The organism is Pyrodictium occultum (assembly GCF_001462395.1).
Classification (GTDB): domain Archaea; phylum Thermoproteota; class Thermoprotei_A; order Sulfolobales; family Pyrodictiaceae; genus Pyrodictium; species Pyrodictium occultum.
Genome location: NZ_LNTB01000001.1, coordinates 895884 through 912854, shown reverse-complemented (window position 1 = coordinate 912854; position 16971 = coordinate 895884). Strand labels below are relative to the sequence as shown.

General features: G+C 69.1%; 13 protein-coding genes. 9 read left to right on the top strand and 4 right to left on the bottom strand.

The features are described from left to right. Positions 1–43: 43 nt before the first annotated feature. Positions 44–1435, bottom strand: coding sequence for a TIGR04013 family B12-binding domain/radical SAM domain-containing protein (locus CF15_RS04845; RefSeq protein WP_058370780.1), 1392 nt, complete (start codon positions 1433–1435; stop codon positions 44–46). A gap of 136 nt (positions 1436–1571) precedes the next feature. On the opposite strand from CF15_RS04845, the gene wtpA reads away from it, so the two are divergent. The 3 genes from wtpA to CF15_RS04830 are packed head-to-tail and all read left to right on the top strand — an operon-like array spanning position 1572 to position 4126. Next, positions 1572–2633, top strand: coding sequence for a tungstate ABC transporter substrate-binding protein WtpA (gene wtpA, locus CF15_RS04840; protein ID WP_236698134.1), 1062 nt, complete (start codon positions 1572–1574; stop codon positions 2631–2633). Continuing rightward, positions 2605–3417 (top strand): ABC transporter permease, encoded by an 813-nt coding sequence (locus CF15_RS04835; RefSeq protein ID WP_236698133.1) that lies wholly within the window; start codon positions 2605–2607, stop codon positions 3415–3417. The genes wtpA and CF15_RS04835 overlap by 29 nt, the downstream gene beginning before the upstream one ends. After that, positions 3401–4126, top strand: a complete 726-nt coding sequence (locus CF15_RS04830; RefSeq protein ID WP_058370777.1) for an ABC transporter ATP-binding protein — start codon at positions 3401–3403, stop codon at positions 4124–4126. Before CF15_RS04835 ends, CF15_RS04830 begins: the two co-directional genes overlap by 17 nt. Positions 4127–4187: 61 nt before the next feature. Here the strand turns inward: CF15_RS04830 and CF15_RS04825 are convergent, their stop codons facing one another. The 3 genes from CF15_RS04825 to CF15_RS04815 all read right to left on the bottom strand — a co-directional run bounded on the left by CF15_RS04825 (position 4188) and on the right by CF15_RS04815 (position 8485). After that, positions 4188–6284, bottom strand: a complete 2097-nt coding sequence (locus CF15_RS04825) for a B12-binding domain-containing radical SAM protein (protein WP_168371283.1) — start codon at positions 6282–6284, stop codon at positions 4188–4190. Further along, on the bottom strand, positions 6182–6814 hold the full coding sequence (locus CF15_RS08570) for a radical SAM protein (RefSeq protein ID WP_168371282.1): 633 nt from the start codon (positions 6812–6814) through the stop codon (positions 6182–6184). Before CF15_RS08570 ends, CF15_RS04825 begins: the two co-directional genes overlap by 103 nt. A 393-nt stretch (positions 6815–7207) precedes the next feature. Next, on the bottom strand, positions 7208–8485 hold the full coding sequence (locus CF15_RS04815; protein ID WP_058370774.1) for an NAD(P)/FAD-dependent oxidoreductase: 1278 nt from the start codon (positions 8483–8485) through the stop codon (positions 7208–7210). 106 nt (positions 8486–8591) lie between these two features. Between CF15_RS04815 and CF15_RS04810 the strand changes: the two genes are divergently transcribed. From CF15_RS04810 to CF15_RS04785, 6 genes are all read left to right on the top strand, one after another. Then, entirely contained in the window at positions 8592–9266 is a 675-nt protein-coding gene (locus CF15_RS04810; RefSeq protein WP_083494502.1) for a 2-oxoacid:acceptor oxidoreductase family protein, read from the top strand. Between the two features lie 35 nt (positions 9267–9301). After that, positions 9302–9613 carry a 4Fe-4S binding protein gene (locus CF15_RS04805; RefSeq protein WP_058371399.1) on the top strand — a complete coding sequence of 104 codons (312 nt, stop codon included), beginning with the start codon at positions 9302–9304 and terminating at the stop codon, positions 9611–9613. Between the two features lie 11 nt (positions 9614–9624). After that, positions 9625–10854, top strand: a complete 1230-nt coding sequence (locus CF15_RS04800) for a transketolase C-terminal domain-containing protein (protein ID WP_083494600.1) — start codon at positions 9625–9627, stop codon at positions 10852–10854. Between the two features lie 8 nt (positions 10855–10862). After that, entirely contained in the window at positions 10863–11783 is a 921-nt protein-coding gene (gene porB, locus CF15_RS04795) for a pyruvate synthase subunit PorB (RefSeq protein ID WP_058371397.1), read from the top strand. Between the two features lie 267 nt (positions 11784–12050). After that, complete coding sequence (locus CF15_RS04790) at positions 12051–12377, top strand: acylphosphatase (protein WP_058370773.1); 327 nt, start codon at positions 12051–12053, stop codon at positions 12375–12377. A 122-nt stretch (positions 12378–12499) separates the two neighbouring features. Then, complete coding sequence (locus CF15_RS04785) at positions 12500–16933, top strand: coiled-coil domain-containing protein (protein WP_058370772.1); 4434 nt, start codon at positions 12500–12502, stop codon at positions 16931–16933. Positions 16934–16971: the final 38 nt, after the last annotated feature.

The following is a 16971-nucleotide window of genomic DNA, read 5'->3' as shown; positions in this document are numbered from 1 at the left end:
GCCCCGGGGCCCCAGGGTAAAGAGGGCCCCATAGCCGGGACGCCTAGAGGCAGCGGGGGCCCCTGGAGAGGGATTCAGCCACCCCTGGCCCGGCGCCCGCGGCTGCCATCAGCCGGCTCCACCTGCTCCAGGCCCGGCTGCACGTCTCCCTAGCCTCTTCGAGGGGCCTAGGCTCCCTCGTGGGGGCCGGGTCGAGGGCTGTTAGGCAGTAGATCTCCGGGGCTATCTTCTCCTGCCACTCCCAGTCGCCCTCCACTACGCCGCGGCCCAGGAGCCTGCGGACCGCCTCCCGGTACCGGGGGTGCACCGGCCTCGGCCGGGCCCTGGCGAGAGGGGTGCCGGGGAGGGGTAGGAAGCTGTGGAGCCGAAGCCTCGCCCCCATGCCGGCCAGACGGTATATGACCTCCACGGTCGCCTCCACCGCCTCCTCGTCCTCGCCGGGGAGCCCGAAGATTATGTCCACCACCGCCTGGAGCCCGTGGCGGTGTATCAGCTCCACGGCTTCGAGCGCCTCCTCCACAGTGTGGCCCCTGCCAACGGCCTTGAGCACCTTGTCGCTGCCGGACTGGAGGCCCACCGACACCCTGCGGTTGGCGGCGTAGCGCTTCACCACGCGGAGAGCCTTAGGGGTGACGTACTCGGGCCTGGTCTCGCTGGGGAAGCTGCCCAGGTAGGGCTCCCCGCCCGCCTCCCTGACGCCGCGGAGCAGCTCCTCCAGCGCCTCCGGGTTCGGCTCGCCGGGCCGCGGCGACATGTAGGCGAAGCCTATGGGGGCTATGAAGCGTATTCTCCTCCTGCCCGCCTCGATGTAGGCCCTCGCCGCCTCCACGGCGCGGCCGGGGCTGCGGAAGCGCACCCTGGACTTGAAGAGCCAGGGGACCTGGCAGAACCTGCAGGAGTAGGGGCAGCCCCTCATTATCTCCAGAGGCGGGTAGAGCTGGTAGCGGCTGCTGTAGGGCCGGTAGTCGTCGAGGTCGACAAGCTCTATCCTCGTGACACGGAAGACGCCCCCGCCCTCCATGTAGGCTATGTTCGGGACCTCGGATATGTCCCGCTCCCCGAGAAAGTGCTCGGCGAGGGCCACGATAGCGTTCTCCCCGTCTCCCACCACGGCGGCGTAGACGCCGAGGCGGAGGAGCTGCCAGTAGGCCCCCTCCGCGTGGGGGCCCCCGGCCACCACTGGGTAGCGGGAGGCGGCCCCGGCGATCTCATCCATCAGCTCGAGGAACACTGGGGTGGAGACCCCGTAGAGCAGCACGGGGCGGTAGCCCTTCTCCTCCAGCCTCCTGGCCAGGGGGACCGGGTCCTCCTCGGCGAAGAAGAGGTCCAGGCCCTGGCCCAGCAGCCCGCTATCCTCCAGCGCCGCGGCCAGGTGGGCGAAGGCGTTGCGGGCCCCGTAGAGCGTCCGGGCCACCAGCGCGACTCTCTCCGGCAAGACCCCCTATACCCCTAGGCCCCTGGGGGCCTCCGACCCCTAGGCCCGGAAGGGGGTCTAGTATTGGAGTGAAGGGATATAATAGATTGGGATTGGGGGAGCCGCCGGGCCAGGAGGAGCGCCGGGGTGGCGTGGCTTGCATAGCTCTAGACGCTTGATGCTAGCGGCCGCATTGGCTGCGATAGTCCTTGCGGCCGCCGTGGCCCTCCTGAGCCTCCGCATGGGGGCTGGGAGCGGCGGGGAGCTCGTCGTATTCACCGCCGGCTCGCTGAGGATCCCCCTGGAGAAGGTGGCGGAGGAGTACAAGAGGCTCCACGGGACGGACGTGATAATAGAGGCTAGCGGCAGCGTGGAGGCGATACGCAAGGTAACCGACCTGGGGAGGAAGGCCGACATCATAGCCGTGGCAGACTACAGGCTTATACCCAGGTTCCTGGTCCCCAGGTACGCGAGCTGGTACATAGCCTTCGCGAGCAACGAGCTGGTACTAGTATACACGAACCACTCCAAGTACCACGAGCTGCTCGAGAAGCACCCGGAGGAGTGGTACGAGATACTCTCGAGGAGCGATGTAAAGTGGGGCTTCTCCGACCCCAACAAGGACCCATGCGGCTACCGGGCGGTGGGCGCGATAGGCCTGGCCTCCCTATACTACCATAACGCATCGATACTAGGGCTGCTCACCAACAACACCAACATAGAGGTTAGGAGGATGGAGAACGGCACGCTGGAGCTGGTAGTCCCCGCGGACCTCGAGGTTAGGAGCGGCAGCAACCTGGTGGTGAGGCCCAAGAGCGTGGACCTCATAGCCCTCCTCGAGGCCGGTGAGCTGGACTACGCCTTCGAGTACCGCAGCGTGGCGGTGCAGCACCACCTCCACTACCTGAGACTCCCCCGGGCAATCAACCTGGGAGACCCCAGGGAGAGCAGCTTCTACAGCAGGGTGGTGGTCAGGATACTCTCGGGGACTGACAAGGAGACGGCAGTGGCCATGGCCCCGATAGTGTACGGCATAACCGTGCTCGATGACGCGCCGCACCACGAGGAGGCGGTAAGGTTCCTGAGGCTCCTGCTCGGCCCCTACGGCAGGAAGGTGTTCGAGGAGGCGGGGCAGCCCTTCCTTGAGAAGCCCCTCGCGTATGGCAGGGTGCCGGAGGAGCTTAGGAGCCTTGTCAGCCTCCAGGGCCAGGAGGGTTGAGAGGCTCCTCCTGGTTTTCGCCGCCTTCTCCTCGCTCGGCATGCTGTTCATACTCGCGCCCCTGGCAGCTCTCCTCGTCAGCGTGGACCCTGGGACATTCGCCAAGGTGTGGCTCCGCGACACCCCCTACGCGCGGCAGGCCTACCCCGCGCTGCTCCGGACCCTCGAGGCCTCCCTAGTATCCTCGACACTGCTGCTGGTAATCGGTATACCCCTGGGCTACCTGCTGGCCCGCAGCGAGTTCCCCGGGAAGAGGCTGGTCGAGGCCCTGGTGGACGTGCCGCTGGTAATCCCCCACGCCGTGGCCGGTATAATGATCCTGCTCGCCTACGGCCGCCGGGGGCTCCTCGGGGGCCTCGCAGCCGCCCTGGGGCTCCAGGTGGAGAACGGCTTCTGGGGCATAGTGGCCAGCATGATGTTCGTGTCCTTCCCGTTGATGGTTGACGTGCTGAAGCTGGGCTACGAGAGGGTCGGCGCCTCCCTGGAGCTCGTAGCCAGGAGCCTGGGGGCAAGCCCCTGGATGGTGTTCAGGAGGGTGACGCTGCCGCTCATACTGCCCCACATCGCCGCGGGCTTCCTCCTGTCATGGGCCAGGGCTATGAGCGAGGTCGGCGCGATACTCATAGTGGCGTACTACCCGAAAACAATAAACGTGCTGATATACGAGTGGTTTAACAACTACGGGCTAAGATACGCTGTAGCCCTCTCAGCCTTCGTAGTGCTCCTCTCCATCGCGGCTTTCACGGCGATAAGGGTGCTGACCCGCCATGATCACGGTGCGTAACCTCCGCGTAGAGCTGGGGGGCTTCACGCTGACCATACCGCGGCTGGAGGTGAGGGAGGGGGAGTACCTGGTGGTAATGGGGGCCAGCGGCGTCGGCAAGACGGTCCTGCTACACGCCCTCGCCGGCTTCATAAAGCCCGCTGAGGGCGAGATACTCGTCGACGGCCGGGACGTCACCAGCCTCCCCCCAGAGGAGAGGGGCTTCGCCTATGTTCCTCAGGATTATGGGCTTTTCCCCCACATGACTGTCTACGAGAACATTGCCTTCGGCCTCCGGGCCCGCCGCTGCCCCGGGGAGGATGTGGACAGGAGGGTGCGGGGGGTCGCCGGGGTCCTCGGGATAGAGCATCTCCTCGACCGCAGGCCCGCGGAGCTGAGCGGCGGCGAGAGGCAGCGCGTGGCGCTCGCCAGAGCCCTCGCAGTAGAGCCCAGGCTACTCCTCCTCGACGAGCCCACGGCCAACATAGACCCGGGCAACCGGGTCAGGGTGAGAGCCTTTATCCGAGAGCTTAGGGAGAAGCTGAGGTTCACAGCAGTACACGTGACCCACGACATAGTGGAGGCCCTGGAGCTGGGGGACTCGATAGCCTGCATGGAGAGGGGGAGGCTGACCGGCAAGTGCAGCGTGGACGAGTTCCTCGAGACGGAGTATGCGAGGCCCTACCTCGAGGAGCTGAAGCCGCTGCTGAAGCGCCTCGGCTACGCGTGACAGGAACCCGGGGGGGGCGAGGAAGGCCCGCAACGGCTGCTGCTCCTCGGCCCTGGGAGGGCTAGCCCTGCTCCCCCACCGCCCGGAGCGCCGCCCGGTAGGCCGCCTGGAGCGCTGCTGGCGGGTAACCGGGCCTCACCAGCTCCTCCCAGGGCCTCGGGCCCTTCCCGGAGGTGTAGGCGTCGAGGCTCACCCCTAGCCTCCTCGCCGCCGTCCATAGCTGGCCCAGCCTGCCGCCCAGCCGGGCCCACTCGGCCAGCAGCTCCGCCACCCTCTCGTCGCCCCTCGCCACCACCGCCTGGGCGTAGGCGTAGCGGTAGCTGAGAGCATCTACGCTGAGCACCTTGCTCTGGGCACGGCGGAGGATCCTAACCCTCCTCTCGTAGACCCTCCGGTCTATGAGGGGGTGGCGCTGGAGGGGCGTCCAGGGCTTCGGGACCAGGGGGTTCACGCTGACCCGTATCGCCTCCCTGGCGGGGGGCGCGCGGCGGCTCAGCCTCCGGAGCGCCTCGGCGTAGGCCTCCACGTCCCCGTCGCTCTCGCCGGGGAGGCCGAGCATGAGGTATAGCTTGACGTGCATCCTCCGGCGCCAGGCCAGCTCGGCGATCTCCTCGACCCTCTCCAGGGGTATACACTTGCCTATGCCGCGGCACAGCCTAGGGCTGAGCGTCTCCGGGGCCACAGTCACCACCCTCTGCCCGGCCCTGCTCATCAGCTCCACCCTGTCCTCGGTGAGCTGGTCGGCCCTCAGGCTGCCTATCGAGGCCTCCAGCCCCTCCCCGACGACCCACTCGAGGAGCCTGTCCGCACCCGGGTGGTCGAAGAAGCTGAGGGAGTAGAAGGCCACCCCGTTGACCTTGTTGGCCTCCACGCCCTCCTCTACGAGGCTCCTTATCCTCGCGGTGCTCCGGTGCCTGGCCGGGAGCAGGAAGTGGGCCTCCATGCAGAACCTGCACATGTGGGGGCAGCCCCTGCTGGCCTCGACCATGTAGGCCTCTCCCCAGGGCTCCCCGCTGCCGGGGACGCGGAACTGGATGGTCGTGTGGAAGGCCTCGTCCAGGCTGGCGACCACGGCCTTGTGGACGGGGCTGCTGCAGCCGGGGGCCAGGAAGCCAGTGCTGCAGGCCAGCTCCTCGGCGCCGCCTGGGCCCCCGCCGTGGAGGGCATCGAGGAGCCTCGGCACCGTCTCCTCTGCTTCCCCGACCAGCACCAGGTCGGCGAGGCCGAGCGCCACGGCAGGGTTCATGCTGGGGACGGGGCCGCCCACCGCGACCAGCGGGCCCCTCCCGCCCCTCCTGCGGCGGAGCGGCTCAATGCCGGCGGCCAGGAGGATGCGGGCGAGGGTGACGTAGTCTAGCTCGTAGCTCACGGGGGCGAGTATGAGGTCGAAGCTGGAGAGGGGGGAGCCGGTCTCGAGGCTCCTGGGGGGAGGCTCCTCCCCGGCCGTCGAAGCCGCCACGAACCTCTCGGCTACAGCGTAGTCGAGGCTGTTGATCATGTAGTAGAGGTTCTGGTAGGCCAGGCTGGCCACCGCAGCGCTGTAGACGGATGGGTAGACCAGGGCCACCCGGAGGCAGCCCCGGCACCGCTTCACCACTACACCGTGCTCCCTCAGCCGCTCCGGGCCTCCTGGCACCGCCGCTGCAGCCCTGCCCGTGGCCCCGCCGCCGGGACGCGAATATACCGTGGCCCCGGGGCCTCTACCGCCCCGTCGCCGGCGCGAGGGGGCACAGCGGGTCCGGGGCCGGGAGGCGGCCCCAGCGGAGCATTGCCCTAGCGTAGCAGCCCCCGCGGCAGCGGGGGCGAGGGGGCAACCCCTACACTCCCTGGGCACGCTGTGGGTGAGCTTGTTCAGTGGGTGGCTCTGCAGCTTCTCCCAGGCCCTCCGGAGCCCCTCCTTCGCCGCGTCAGCCACCACTACGCCCAACACGTCGCAGAGCACAACCTTGCCCGACGGCGTTATATCCATGACGGCCCAGTCCCTGCAGTTGCTGGCCCTCAGGTGCTTGGCCCAGGGCAGGGCCTCGACGAAGGGGGCGCACCAGGCCGAGACCGTTACGCCGAGCCTCTCGGCTGCCTCCTCCGCGCCGCGGAGGGCCTCAAGGAGCTCCCTTGAGGAGATGTAGCTGCGGGTCTCCACCGCCCTGCCCGAGGGCATCGCCGGGATGATGGAGACGCTTGCAGCCCCCAGCCCAACCGCCGTCTCGACGGCCTCGCCCACCCTCCTGTAGTTGAGCCGGGAGACCGGGATGTTGACGTGGAAGCCCAGGCCGTGGCGCCGGGCCGCCCCCAGGCCCTGAGGAACCTCTCCCAGCTCCCCGGGCCCTTCGCCGCCTCGTAGACCTCCCTGGGCCCGTCGAGGCTGGTGTAGAGGAGCACCCCGAGCCTCGCCAGCTCCCCCGCAACGCCGTCGCGGAGGAGAGCCATGTTCGTGAAGAGGCTCGCCTCTATGCCCGAGTCGACCGCCGCCGCCAGGAGCTCCAGTATGTCGCCGCGGAGGAGGGGCTCGCCCCCAGTGAGGTTGATATGCGCGACCCCCAGCTCGGCCGCCTCCCCCACCAGGCGGAGCGCCTCCCCGGTGGAGAGCGGCCTCTCACCGAGGTAGCGGGCGGCGTAGCAGTAAGGGCAGCGGAGGTTGCAGGCGGCAGTCACTATCCAGACTATCCACTCCGGCCCCTCGCAGCCCAAGACCCGTCCAGCCCATCCAGCTCGGGGCGGCTGGCCCCCTCTTCTACCCCCAGCCTCCCCGGGGGGCCGCGGGGCCATCGCGTTACAAAAATTATAAATATAAAAAGGAGCGCCCCTGGAGCGCCCGCGGAGGGGCGGGGAGGAGGCCCGTTAGGGGGCCTCCTCCCTGGCGCCGCCCCGCACCCCCTCTACTGCTGCTGGCCCTCACTCTCCTTGGACCGCTTGGACCTCTTCTTCTTCTGGGCCATGTAGGCCACCTCCCTCAGTCTTAGCGTGTGGGAGGGGGAGGGGGGTCCAGGCTATCTAGTGTTCACTTAATCACGCATGCCCGGAAAGGGATATCTACCCCCGCATGGGGCCGCCGGCGCCCACCCCCCGCCCGGCGCGGCGGGGCTAGATGACGAGCCTCTCCTCCTCCACTCTCCTGCTCCTGGTGCCTAGTATGCTCGCGTCCACCTCCTCTCCGCCGTAGAGCGCCGCCCTCTTCTTGCCCAGGGCTAGGGAGGCAGCTATCCTGCCGACCGCGTCGGCCTTCATTATCCCGCTGCCGCTTGTGCCGGCCGCCGCCACGAGCCCGGGCTCGGACAGCACGACGGGTTGCCCGTCTATGGAGATGTCGTAGAACCCCGCCCAGGCCGAGGAGGGCCGCGCGTTCTCGAAGGCCGGGAGGTAGTTGTGGAGCACCGGGTAGATGCCGTACTCGTAGAAGTGCTCCTCGGGCTGGGGGTCGGGCTCCCAGGAGAAGGGCCTGCCCAGGTGGTCGGAGGCCCCAACCCAGAAGGCGTTGTCCTCGGGGGCGGGGCGGATGTAGACGCCTTTCGGCAGGAGGATGAAGGGGGCGAGCCCGAGGCTGTTGAAGCCCTCGGCGTGGAGCAGCCTCCGCAGCTCCGGCCGGTCGGCGCGTATGACGAAGACCTGCCTCTTCTTCGGCTTCGCGTGTATATCCACGCCCACAGGGTCGAGGAGGAAGGGGGTCTCAGCACCCCCGGCCACTATGGTTACGTCGGCCCTTATCTCGCCCCTCGACGTGGCCGCGCCCACCACCCGGGCCTTCTGCCAGGGGAGGGGCTCGCCGGGGACCCCCAGGGGCTGCTCCGGCTCCACCAGTATCTTCTCCACCCTGGTGTTGTAGAGGGCCTCAACGCCCATCTCCCCTATCCTCCTGCTGTAGTACTCCACCAGCCTCTCGGGCCTGATTATGCCCGCGTTCTCGGCCAGCACGCCCACGTCTATGCCGGGGAGCTGCATCAGCTCCGCCTCCTCGCCGCCCGGCCTCGTCCTGAGGCCCAGCAGTTCCTCTAGCTCCTCGGGGCTGTAGACCCGGTAGCCCAGGCCGCGGCGCCGCAGCTCCTCGAGGACCGGCGCGAGGGCCTGGTGCTGCTCCTCCGTGAGGAGGAAGAGGTAGCCCGTGAACCTCATCCCTAGGTCGAAGCCCTCCCTCTCCTGCACCTCCCTGTAGAAGGCTATGCTGCTAGCCGCCAGCGCCATATTGGTCCTGGATGTGAAGAACGCGCGGAAGGCGGCGGCGCTCCTGCCCGTGTCGCCGTGGCCGGGGCCGGGGTGCTTCTCCACCAGGAGGACCCGGCAGCTGGGGCACAGCCTCTTGACGTGGAAGGCGGAGGAGAGCCCGATTATCCCTGCCCCAACTACGAGCACGTCCACCCTGGTCATAGCAGTGCATCCCGCGCCCCTTCTACGGCCCCTCACCCATGCTGTGGGCCGGCGGGGGGAGCCTACGGGGGGTGGTCTACCAGTGGGCCAGCTATAAATATCGAGCATGGTGCCGCCCAAGCCCCGGGGCGTGGAGCAGGCCTTGCCTACAACACCGCAGGGCGGCGGCTTCCTAGAGGCGCTGCGGAGGACCGTGGAGATACGCTTCCACGGCCGCGGCGGCCAGGGGGCGGTGACGGCCGCCTCCATACTCGTGAGGGCGGTGCAGCTGGAGGGCAAGTGGGGCCAGGCTATCCCCAGCTTCGGCGCCGAGAGGAGGGGCGCCCACGTCCTAGCCTTCGCCCGGGTGGCCGACCGGCCGGTGCCGGTCCACAGCATGGTGCGGAGGCCCCACGTGGTAGTGGTGCTCGACCCCTGGCTCCTCGAGACCGAGAGGGAGAAGGTTCTGGAGGGCATGAGGCCTGGGGCCACGGTGGTGGCCAACCTGCCCAAGCCCGTGGACCTCGGCGTCGAGGGGCTCCGGCTCTACTGGGTCAACGCCACGAGGATAGCGGAGGAGCTGGGCCTCGTGGTGGCGGGCTGGCCGGTGGTGAACACGGCCATGCTGGGCGCACTGGCCAGGGCCACCGGCATAGTGTCGATAGACTCGGTGGCCAGGGCCATCCGGGAGCACTGGAGCGGCAGGCCCCGGGTGGCGGATCTCAACGCCGAGGCCGCCAGGCGCGCCTACATGGAGACCGGGGAGGCGGTCCAGAGGCCCGTGGAGGTGGCCGGGCTGTGACCGCGGAGGCCTCGGGGACCCGGAGGCCGGGGGAGGTGGCTGCCGTTGACCCGGCGGGCCACGCGCTCCCCATAGCGGTGGCTGGGCGTGGCTCGGCCGGGCGCACCGGGTCCTGGAGGGTCAAGCGCCCCGTCCTCCGCCCTGAGAAGTGCACCGGCTGCTACCTCTGCTGGATCTACTGCCCCGAGGATGTGATAGACATGAGGGAGGGCGCGGGCCCTAGGGGCCAGGCGATACCGGTGATAGAGTACGACTATTGTAAGGGCTGCGGCGTCTGCGCCATGGCCTGCCCCACCCACGCTCTCGAGATGGTTGACGAGGAGGAGTTCCTCCAGCGCGAGGGGTGAGGCCCGTGCCCGTGGTCACGAGTCTCCGCGGGAACGAGGCGGTCGCGTACGCGGCCAAGCTGGCCCGCGTCGAGGTGGTGGCGGCCTACCCCATAACCCCCCAGACCATAATCGTCGAGAAGATCGACGAGCTTATCTCCAGCGGCGAGATGGACGCCGACTTCATCGATGTCGAGAGCGAGCACAGCGCCCTCGCCGCCGCCTACGGCGCCGCCGCGGGGGGCGTCAGGGCGTTCACCGCCACCAGCAGCCACGGGCTAGCCTACATGTATGAGATGCTCTGGTGGACGGCCGGCAGCAGGATCCCCCTGGTAATGGCCGTGGTTACCAGGGCCATCGGGCCGCCCTGGAACATTCACGTGGAGCACGCTGACATAATGAGCACTAGGGACACGGGCTGGCTGATCTCAATGGCCGAGAACAACCAGGAGGCCCTAGACCTGACGATAATGATGTTCCGGGTGACCGAGGACCCGAGGGTGTATCTTCCCGGGATAGTCGGGCTGGACGGCTTCATACTCAGCCACACCGTGGAGCCAGTGGAGCTGCCCGACCAGGAGACCGTGGATGAGTTCCTCCCGCCCCGCCGCCAGCCCTACGTGATACAGCCCCGGGAGAAGATCGCGATGGGCAACCTTGTGCCCGACGAGTACTTCGAGGAGCTGAGGATGGACATGCACCGGAGCATGGCCAGGGCCAGGGAGGTGATAAGGGAGGCCGGCCGGGAGTACGGGAAGCTGACGGGGAGGAGCTACGAGAGCCTCATAGACTGCTACCGTTGCAGCGACGCCGACGTGCTGGTGGCCGGCATAGGCTCGTGGATGGGCGACGCGAAGATAGCTGCCGACATGCTTAGGGAGAAGGGGATACGCGCCGGGGTGCTGAGGCTGCGGTGGATCCGGCCCTTCCCCTGGGAGGAGGTCCGCGAGGCAGCCATAGGCAAGAAGCTCGTGGCCGTGATGGATAGGAGCATCTCCTTCGGCCACGCCGGGCCGCTGTTCCTGGAGCTGAGCAGCGCCCTGGAGGCGAGGCCTAGCATGGTAGGGGTGCCGGCCGGGATAGGCGGCGTCGATATCTCCTACGAGGACATAGCATCTATAGTGGAGCATGCTTACAGCCTGGTGGAGGAGGAGGGCCGCGTCTACATACCCGCCTACTGGTACCACCTCGGCAAGTTCCACCCCATGCCCCCGCTCGAGCACCCCGTGAGGGGGGAGAAGCTGCGGGAGGCCCGGAGGTGAGCCCCGGGATGGCTATAAACATACGTAAGCTACCCAAGGAGAAGTACGTTATGCCCGGCAACGCCGCGTGCCCGGGCTGCCCGGAGACCATGGGGTTCAGGTACCTCGGCATGGCGCTCGGCGACAAGGCTGTGGTAGTGATCCCCGCTGGCTGCAGCTCCGTCATACAGGGCATGTGGCCCCGGCAGGGCTGGGGGCTCCCGGTGCTCAACATAGTGTTCGCCGCCGGCGCTTCCGCCGCCAGCGGGCTTGCCAGGGCGCTCCGCCGCAGGGGCGTGGACGCGCAGGTGGTTGTCTGGGCCGGGGACGGCGGCACCGCTGACATAGGCCTCCAGGCCCTCAGCGCCGCCGCGGAGAGGGGCGAGGACATAATCTACATCTGCGTCGACAACGAGGCCTACATGAACACGGGTATCCAGAGGAGCGGGCTCACCCCCTACGGCGCCTGGACCACGACCACCCACCGGGGCAAGAAGGAGTTCAAGAAGCCCATGCCACAGATAGTAGCCGCCCACAGGGTCCCCTACGTGGCTACCGCAAGCGTGGGCTACCCCTGGGACTTCATAGCGAAGCTGCGCAAAGCCGCCAGCATAAGAGGGTTCAAGTACATCCACCTCCACGCCCCCTGCCCTGTGGGCTGGAGGTTCGACTCAAGCCTGACCGCGAGGATAGCCCAGCTGGCGGTCGAGACGGGGATGTGGATACTCTACGAGTACGAGAACGGCCGGCTGAGGCTCAACCCGCCGAGCAACAGGCTGCTAGACCCCTCGAAGAGGAAGCCCGTGGAGGAGTACCTCAAGCTCCAGGGCAGGTTCCGCCACCTGACCGAAGAGGACATCAAGAAGATCTACGAGGAGATAGAGGCCAACTGGCGCGAGATAAGGGCGATGCTCAAGCTCCAGGAGCTGGAGGAGCAGGACAAGCTCTAGCACTAGGCGCCTAGAGCATCGGGAGAACGCCTCACCCTTTTCCACGCGCCCCCACGCTCTCCCGGGGAGCTCTTGAGCCCCCGCCTTGACGCCAGGGTGCCCTGGCAGCGGCGGCCCGGCGGTGAGGGGCAGCTCCGCTGCGTCGAGGAGGTATGGCCCTGGCAGCCTCGTCCACCAGCACCTGGAGCCCCTCCCCCGCCCCGGGGGCCACATTATTAAGCCTGTTACATGGGTGCACTTCCCTACACCCTCCAGGGCGGAGGGCCCATGGCCGGCGGGATGGCTAGGGCCTATCTCCGCATCTACGGCAGGGTACAGGGCGTCTTCTTCCGGGCCACTATGAGGGAGGTTGCCCGGAGGCTCGGGGTCACGGGCTGGGTCAGGAACATGCCTGATGGGAGCGTGGAGGCTGTTGTCGAGGGGCCCCGGGAGGCCGTTGAGGAGGTGATACGCTGGGCCCACCGGGGCCCGCCGGCGGCCCGGGTTGAGAGGGTCGTGGTGGTCTGGGAGCCGTACCGGGGCGAGTACCGGGACTTCACTATACGCTACGACCTGGAGCCGTACCGGCCCACGCCCCTCCAGGAGGAGGGCTAGAGGCCCCAGGAGGCTCCGGCGCCGCGGCCATAGTGCTACCCGTGTACTACGGGCTGGCCGCCGGGAGCCGAGGGGTGCCGCTGTATGAGTGTTACTCATGCCTCTACACCCGGGTTTCGGCTATGCCTCCGGAGACTGTGGCCAGGCGCTGCGGGCCGCCGCCCGCGAGGCTGCCGAGCCTGACTGGCACGGACGCCAGGAGGCTCGACGAGTACCTCCCCCCGCTGCCGAGCAGGCAGAGGGTCTACCAGCAGGTAGCCGAGGCCCTCAACGAGATGGAGAAGAGCCAGGACCCCGTCCTCGTGCTCCTCGTGGCGGAGTGGGGGGAGGGGAAGACAAGCGTATACAACGCTAGGATCAGGCCCTGGCTGGAGGAGAGGGGCTGGCTGGGCCTCGAGGCCCGGGCCGCCACGGTGCTCGCCCACCTCTCCTCGCTGCGCGGCAGGAGCGAGAGGGGCCCCGCCTACCGGCTCGCCGCCGCGCTCCTCGCCGCGGGGCTGGAGCAGAGGGGGCTCCTCCCCCGCTACGGCGGCCCCGATGGGGCGGAGAGCCTCCGGGGCTACGTGGAGAGGGTGCTCCGCGGCCTGGTGCCCAGGGGCGGTAGGCTCGTAGTGTTCATAGACGAGCTCGAGGACCTCGTCGCCTCGGCGAGGGAGGAGGAGCTGGCGGAGCTCGTGGCAGGGCTCGTGGGCATACTGAACGGCGACGTGGAGATAGTCTCCGCCGGCTGCAGCGGCGAGGGCTGCATGCCGGGCGCCCTCCACCTGGTGGCCAGCCTCACTCCCCCGGCCTACAGCAGGCTGATGGGGCTAAGGGACTTCGCCACCGTGGCCGCGAGGCTCCGGAGGAGAGTGAGGAGTATCTGGATAAGGCCGCTCACCAGGCGCGAGGCCTTCGCCTTCCTGGAGAGCCTCGCCCGCTACACTCTCGGCAGGGGGCTCGAGGGGCTGCTCAGGGACCACAGCCTGGCCCACGCTGTGGTATCAGGCACGCTGGGCAACATGGGGGCACTGGTCTCGGCCTTCCGCTACCTAGTCTCCTGGGCGCGGGGCCGCGGTGACTGCGGCGACGGCGTGGCCGTGCTCGATACCGGGGAGCTGCTGGAGGCCCTCCAGGGCCTCACGCTGAGCGTCGGCGGCGCCGAGCTGCCGGCCCTCAACAGCGAGGCCTACTCGAGGCTGGCTGAGGGCTGGGGGGCCCGGGCGAGGCTGGCGGGCTTCGACGCGGGGCTCGCCAGGAGGCTGCTCGAGGAGCTCGTGGCCAGGGGCGCCGCGCCGGTGGAGGACCTCGCCGCCGCGCTCGGGGCCAGGCCCGGCGTCCTTGAGGAGATGGTTAGGGAGATGAACCTCTACGGCGAGCAGTCCTGGCCCCGCCGCGAGCTGGGGGTGCAGAGGCTCGTCCACGAAGTGCTCGAGACCCCGGCGGTGGAGGATGCCTTCAAGCTTCTCCGCACGGTGGAGCCGGAGGCTGTGAAGCTCCTCCCCCAGCTGGCGGGGATGGATGGGGGGAGCCCGCTGGAGCAGCTGCTCGACAGCCTCGTCTACACCGAGCCCACGGGCAGGCTGGTCGTGGCCGTGCCCCCGGACGAGAGGGCCGCGGTGGACCTGGTGGCGGACGCGTCGCCGCTGGAGCTAAGCCGCTCGGAGGCCGAGAGGCTGGCCCAGCTGCTCTGGGAGGCCCTATTCTCCCGGCTCCTGGGCGCCGGCGGCTCCAGGGCCTACATGCTGTCGCCGAGGCTGCAGCGCCTCCTCTACGTGAGCCCCGAGCTGAGCTACCTGGACTTCATAGCTGACCGTGTCGAGAGGCTGCAGGTGATACGCCGCGTCTACACCGAGGCCGGCCGCAGCCACCTCGCCGCCGGCGCCGCCGCTGTGCTGGCCGCCGAGGGGCTGCTAAGGGAGCCGCCGGCGCTCCAGGGCGAGGGCGTGGCTAGGGCTGAGGCCGTGCTCCAGGGGGGCGCGAGGGCCCGGGTGCTGGTCTACGCGGTGCCGGGCGAGGTGACCGCCGAGGAGGCTAGGAGGCTGGAGAGCCAGGTGATGGCTGCCGTTATGAGCGGCTGGAGGCCCCACGCCGTGCTGCTGGTGCACCATGGAGGGGTGGAGCCGCGGGCCAGGAGGCTGCTCGAAAGCCTCGAGGGCAAGCTCTTCCTGAAGATAGTCGACGCCCCCATAGAGTCCATGGTTAGCCGCGTCAGGCTCCAGGCCCTCGGGGTGAAGCTGGCCGCCGAGACGGGCGGGCTGGAGGAGGCGCTGCACGCCGCCGTGGAGGCCGCGGGGAGCCCGGAGGCCGCCGAGAGGCTCGGGCTGGACCCCCTCCGCCTCCACTCCATGCTCCGCGAGCTCGCCGAGGAGCTGAGGCCCAGGGAGAGGCTGGAGCGGGGGCTAGAGGAGGGCGTCGAGGGGGCCCCGCTTCTGGTGAGGGACCCGAAGCTGGGCTACGACGTCGAGAGGCCGACGGAGCTGAGCGGCGCGCTCCGCTACTTCCTCGTGGTCCCGAGCACGAGGGCCTCCGCCAGGGAGGCGCTGCACGCCGCCTACGAGTACGTTATGAGGTACCACCTCTACCGCGGCCCGGGCGGCGAGGGGCGGGGCCTGCTGAGCCCCGACATAGACCGGGGCGAGGTCCAGACCCTGGAGAAGTACATGCTCCTGCTGGCCGCCAACGGCTTCCTGGAGAAGACGAACGGCTCGGCGAGGGTGGACGTGCTCAGCCCCGTGGAGAGGAGCGTGCTCCGGGCCCTGGAGCAGCTGGGCGCCCGGAGCCAGGAGGTCCAGGCGTCCAGGGTTTGGGAGCTGCTGGTTGTCGAGGCTCGCAACCCGGGCACTAGGAGAATGCTGCTCCAGAGCCTCGTCTACCGGGGCCTCGTCGCCGCCTCCTCCGAGAGGAGGGTTGACCCCGAGCGCTCCAGGCTCCGGCTCCGCGACAGCGAGGAGGCAGCGTGGCAGCTGATACGGGAGGCCCGGGAGCTCGTCGAGGAGATAGAGGGGGACCCCGAGGCGAGGAGCTGGGGGCTGATAGTCTCCGCGAAGGCGAGGGACTACAGGGCTGGAAGCCTCGAGGGGTTCGCCAGGAAGATGAGAGGCCTGCTGGCCACTGCCGAGGAGGCCCTGAAGGCTGGCAACCTGCTCATGTCCCTCCGGCTGGCCCGCACCGTGCTCGACGCGGCGGAGTACGTGAGAGGCGAGATCCTCCGGGGCCACGTGAAGCCCGCCGCCGCGGAGGCGAGGAGGCTGAGGGCGCGGCTGGAGGAGTACGCCGGCAGGATAGAGGAGGCCCGCAGGGAGACCGAGAGGCTGCTGGAGAGGCTCACCGGCAGGAAGGTGAGGCTGAGGATAGAGGGGCTCGAGAGGCTGAGGGAGGCGGTCCACGCAGTGGAGGAGATAGAGGAGCTGAGGATCAGCGAGGCGCAGCTGGAGGAGGAGGCCAGGAGGCTCTGGGAGGAGGCCAGGCGCCGGAGGCCCCGCGACCCCGGCCGGGTGAACCCCTTCTACGTCTCCGGCACCGGGCCGGCGCTGCACTTCAACTACAAGCTCTGGCTGGTAGCGAGGAGGCTCGAGGAGCTGGGGCTGGCCAAGCTGACCCCCAGCGGGATAGAGGAGGGCGAGTGGCTGCAGAGCACGCTCAGGGCGCTGGAGGAGCTGGCCGAGAGGCTGCGGAGACTGCTGGAGGAGACCGCCGGGCTCCGGAGGAGGGCGGAGGAGCTGGCCGAGAGGCTGCGGAGGCTGGGCGCCGAGGCCCCGGAGCCCCAGGCGATAGTGCTGCAGGGCCTGGAGGCGCCCGGCGAGATAGGCCTGGACGAGGCTGAGCAGCTGCTCGCCGAGGCCCGGCGCCAGCTCGAGGAGGGCCGCCGGCCCCTGCTGGAGCTGGAGGAGCAGGTGGACCGGCTGCTCCAGAGCCTGGAGGCGATGGAGGAGCTGGCCGCCGAGGCGGAGAGCTGGCTCCACGGCCTCGAGGAGGCCAGGGCCAGGGCCGGGGAGGCCGGGCTCCCCTCCTCGAGGAGGCTCGGGGAGGCGGTGGAGGACCTGGCGCTGGCCCTGGACCAGGCCAGGGCGCTCAGGAGCAATGCGATGGAGGCGCTGAGGAGGGGCGGGGGCCGGGTCGAGGCCGCCAGGGAGGCCAGGGGGCTGGTGGAGAGCGCCGTGGCGGTGCTCCGGGACAGCCTTGAGAGGGCTAAGAGGGTTCACGCCGACGCGGTGGCGGAGGCTGAGAGGCTGCGCAGCGCGCTGGAGGCGGAGGCGCAGGCGCTCCGCGAGGCGCTGGAGAGGGCGGGCTCCGGGGCCCCGGAGCCCCCCAGGGCCGGGGACCCGTTCGAGGCCGTGGCCAGGCTGCACGGCTACATGGAGGAGCTGAGGAGGATGGCTGAGGGAGCAGGGCTGCTCTCGCCGGAGGAGCTGGAGGCCTACAAGCTGGTGGCGCTGGAGCGGAGGAGGAGGGGCGAGCTGCTGCTCCGCGAGGCCGCCGAGATAGTGGCCGAGAGGATGGGGATCGGCCTCGAGGAGGCCAGGAGGATACTGATATCCCTCATCGAGAAGGAGGTCCTGGAGCCCAGGCTCTAGCCTCTCTTCCCCGCGGCCTCCGGGCGGCGGGATTAGCT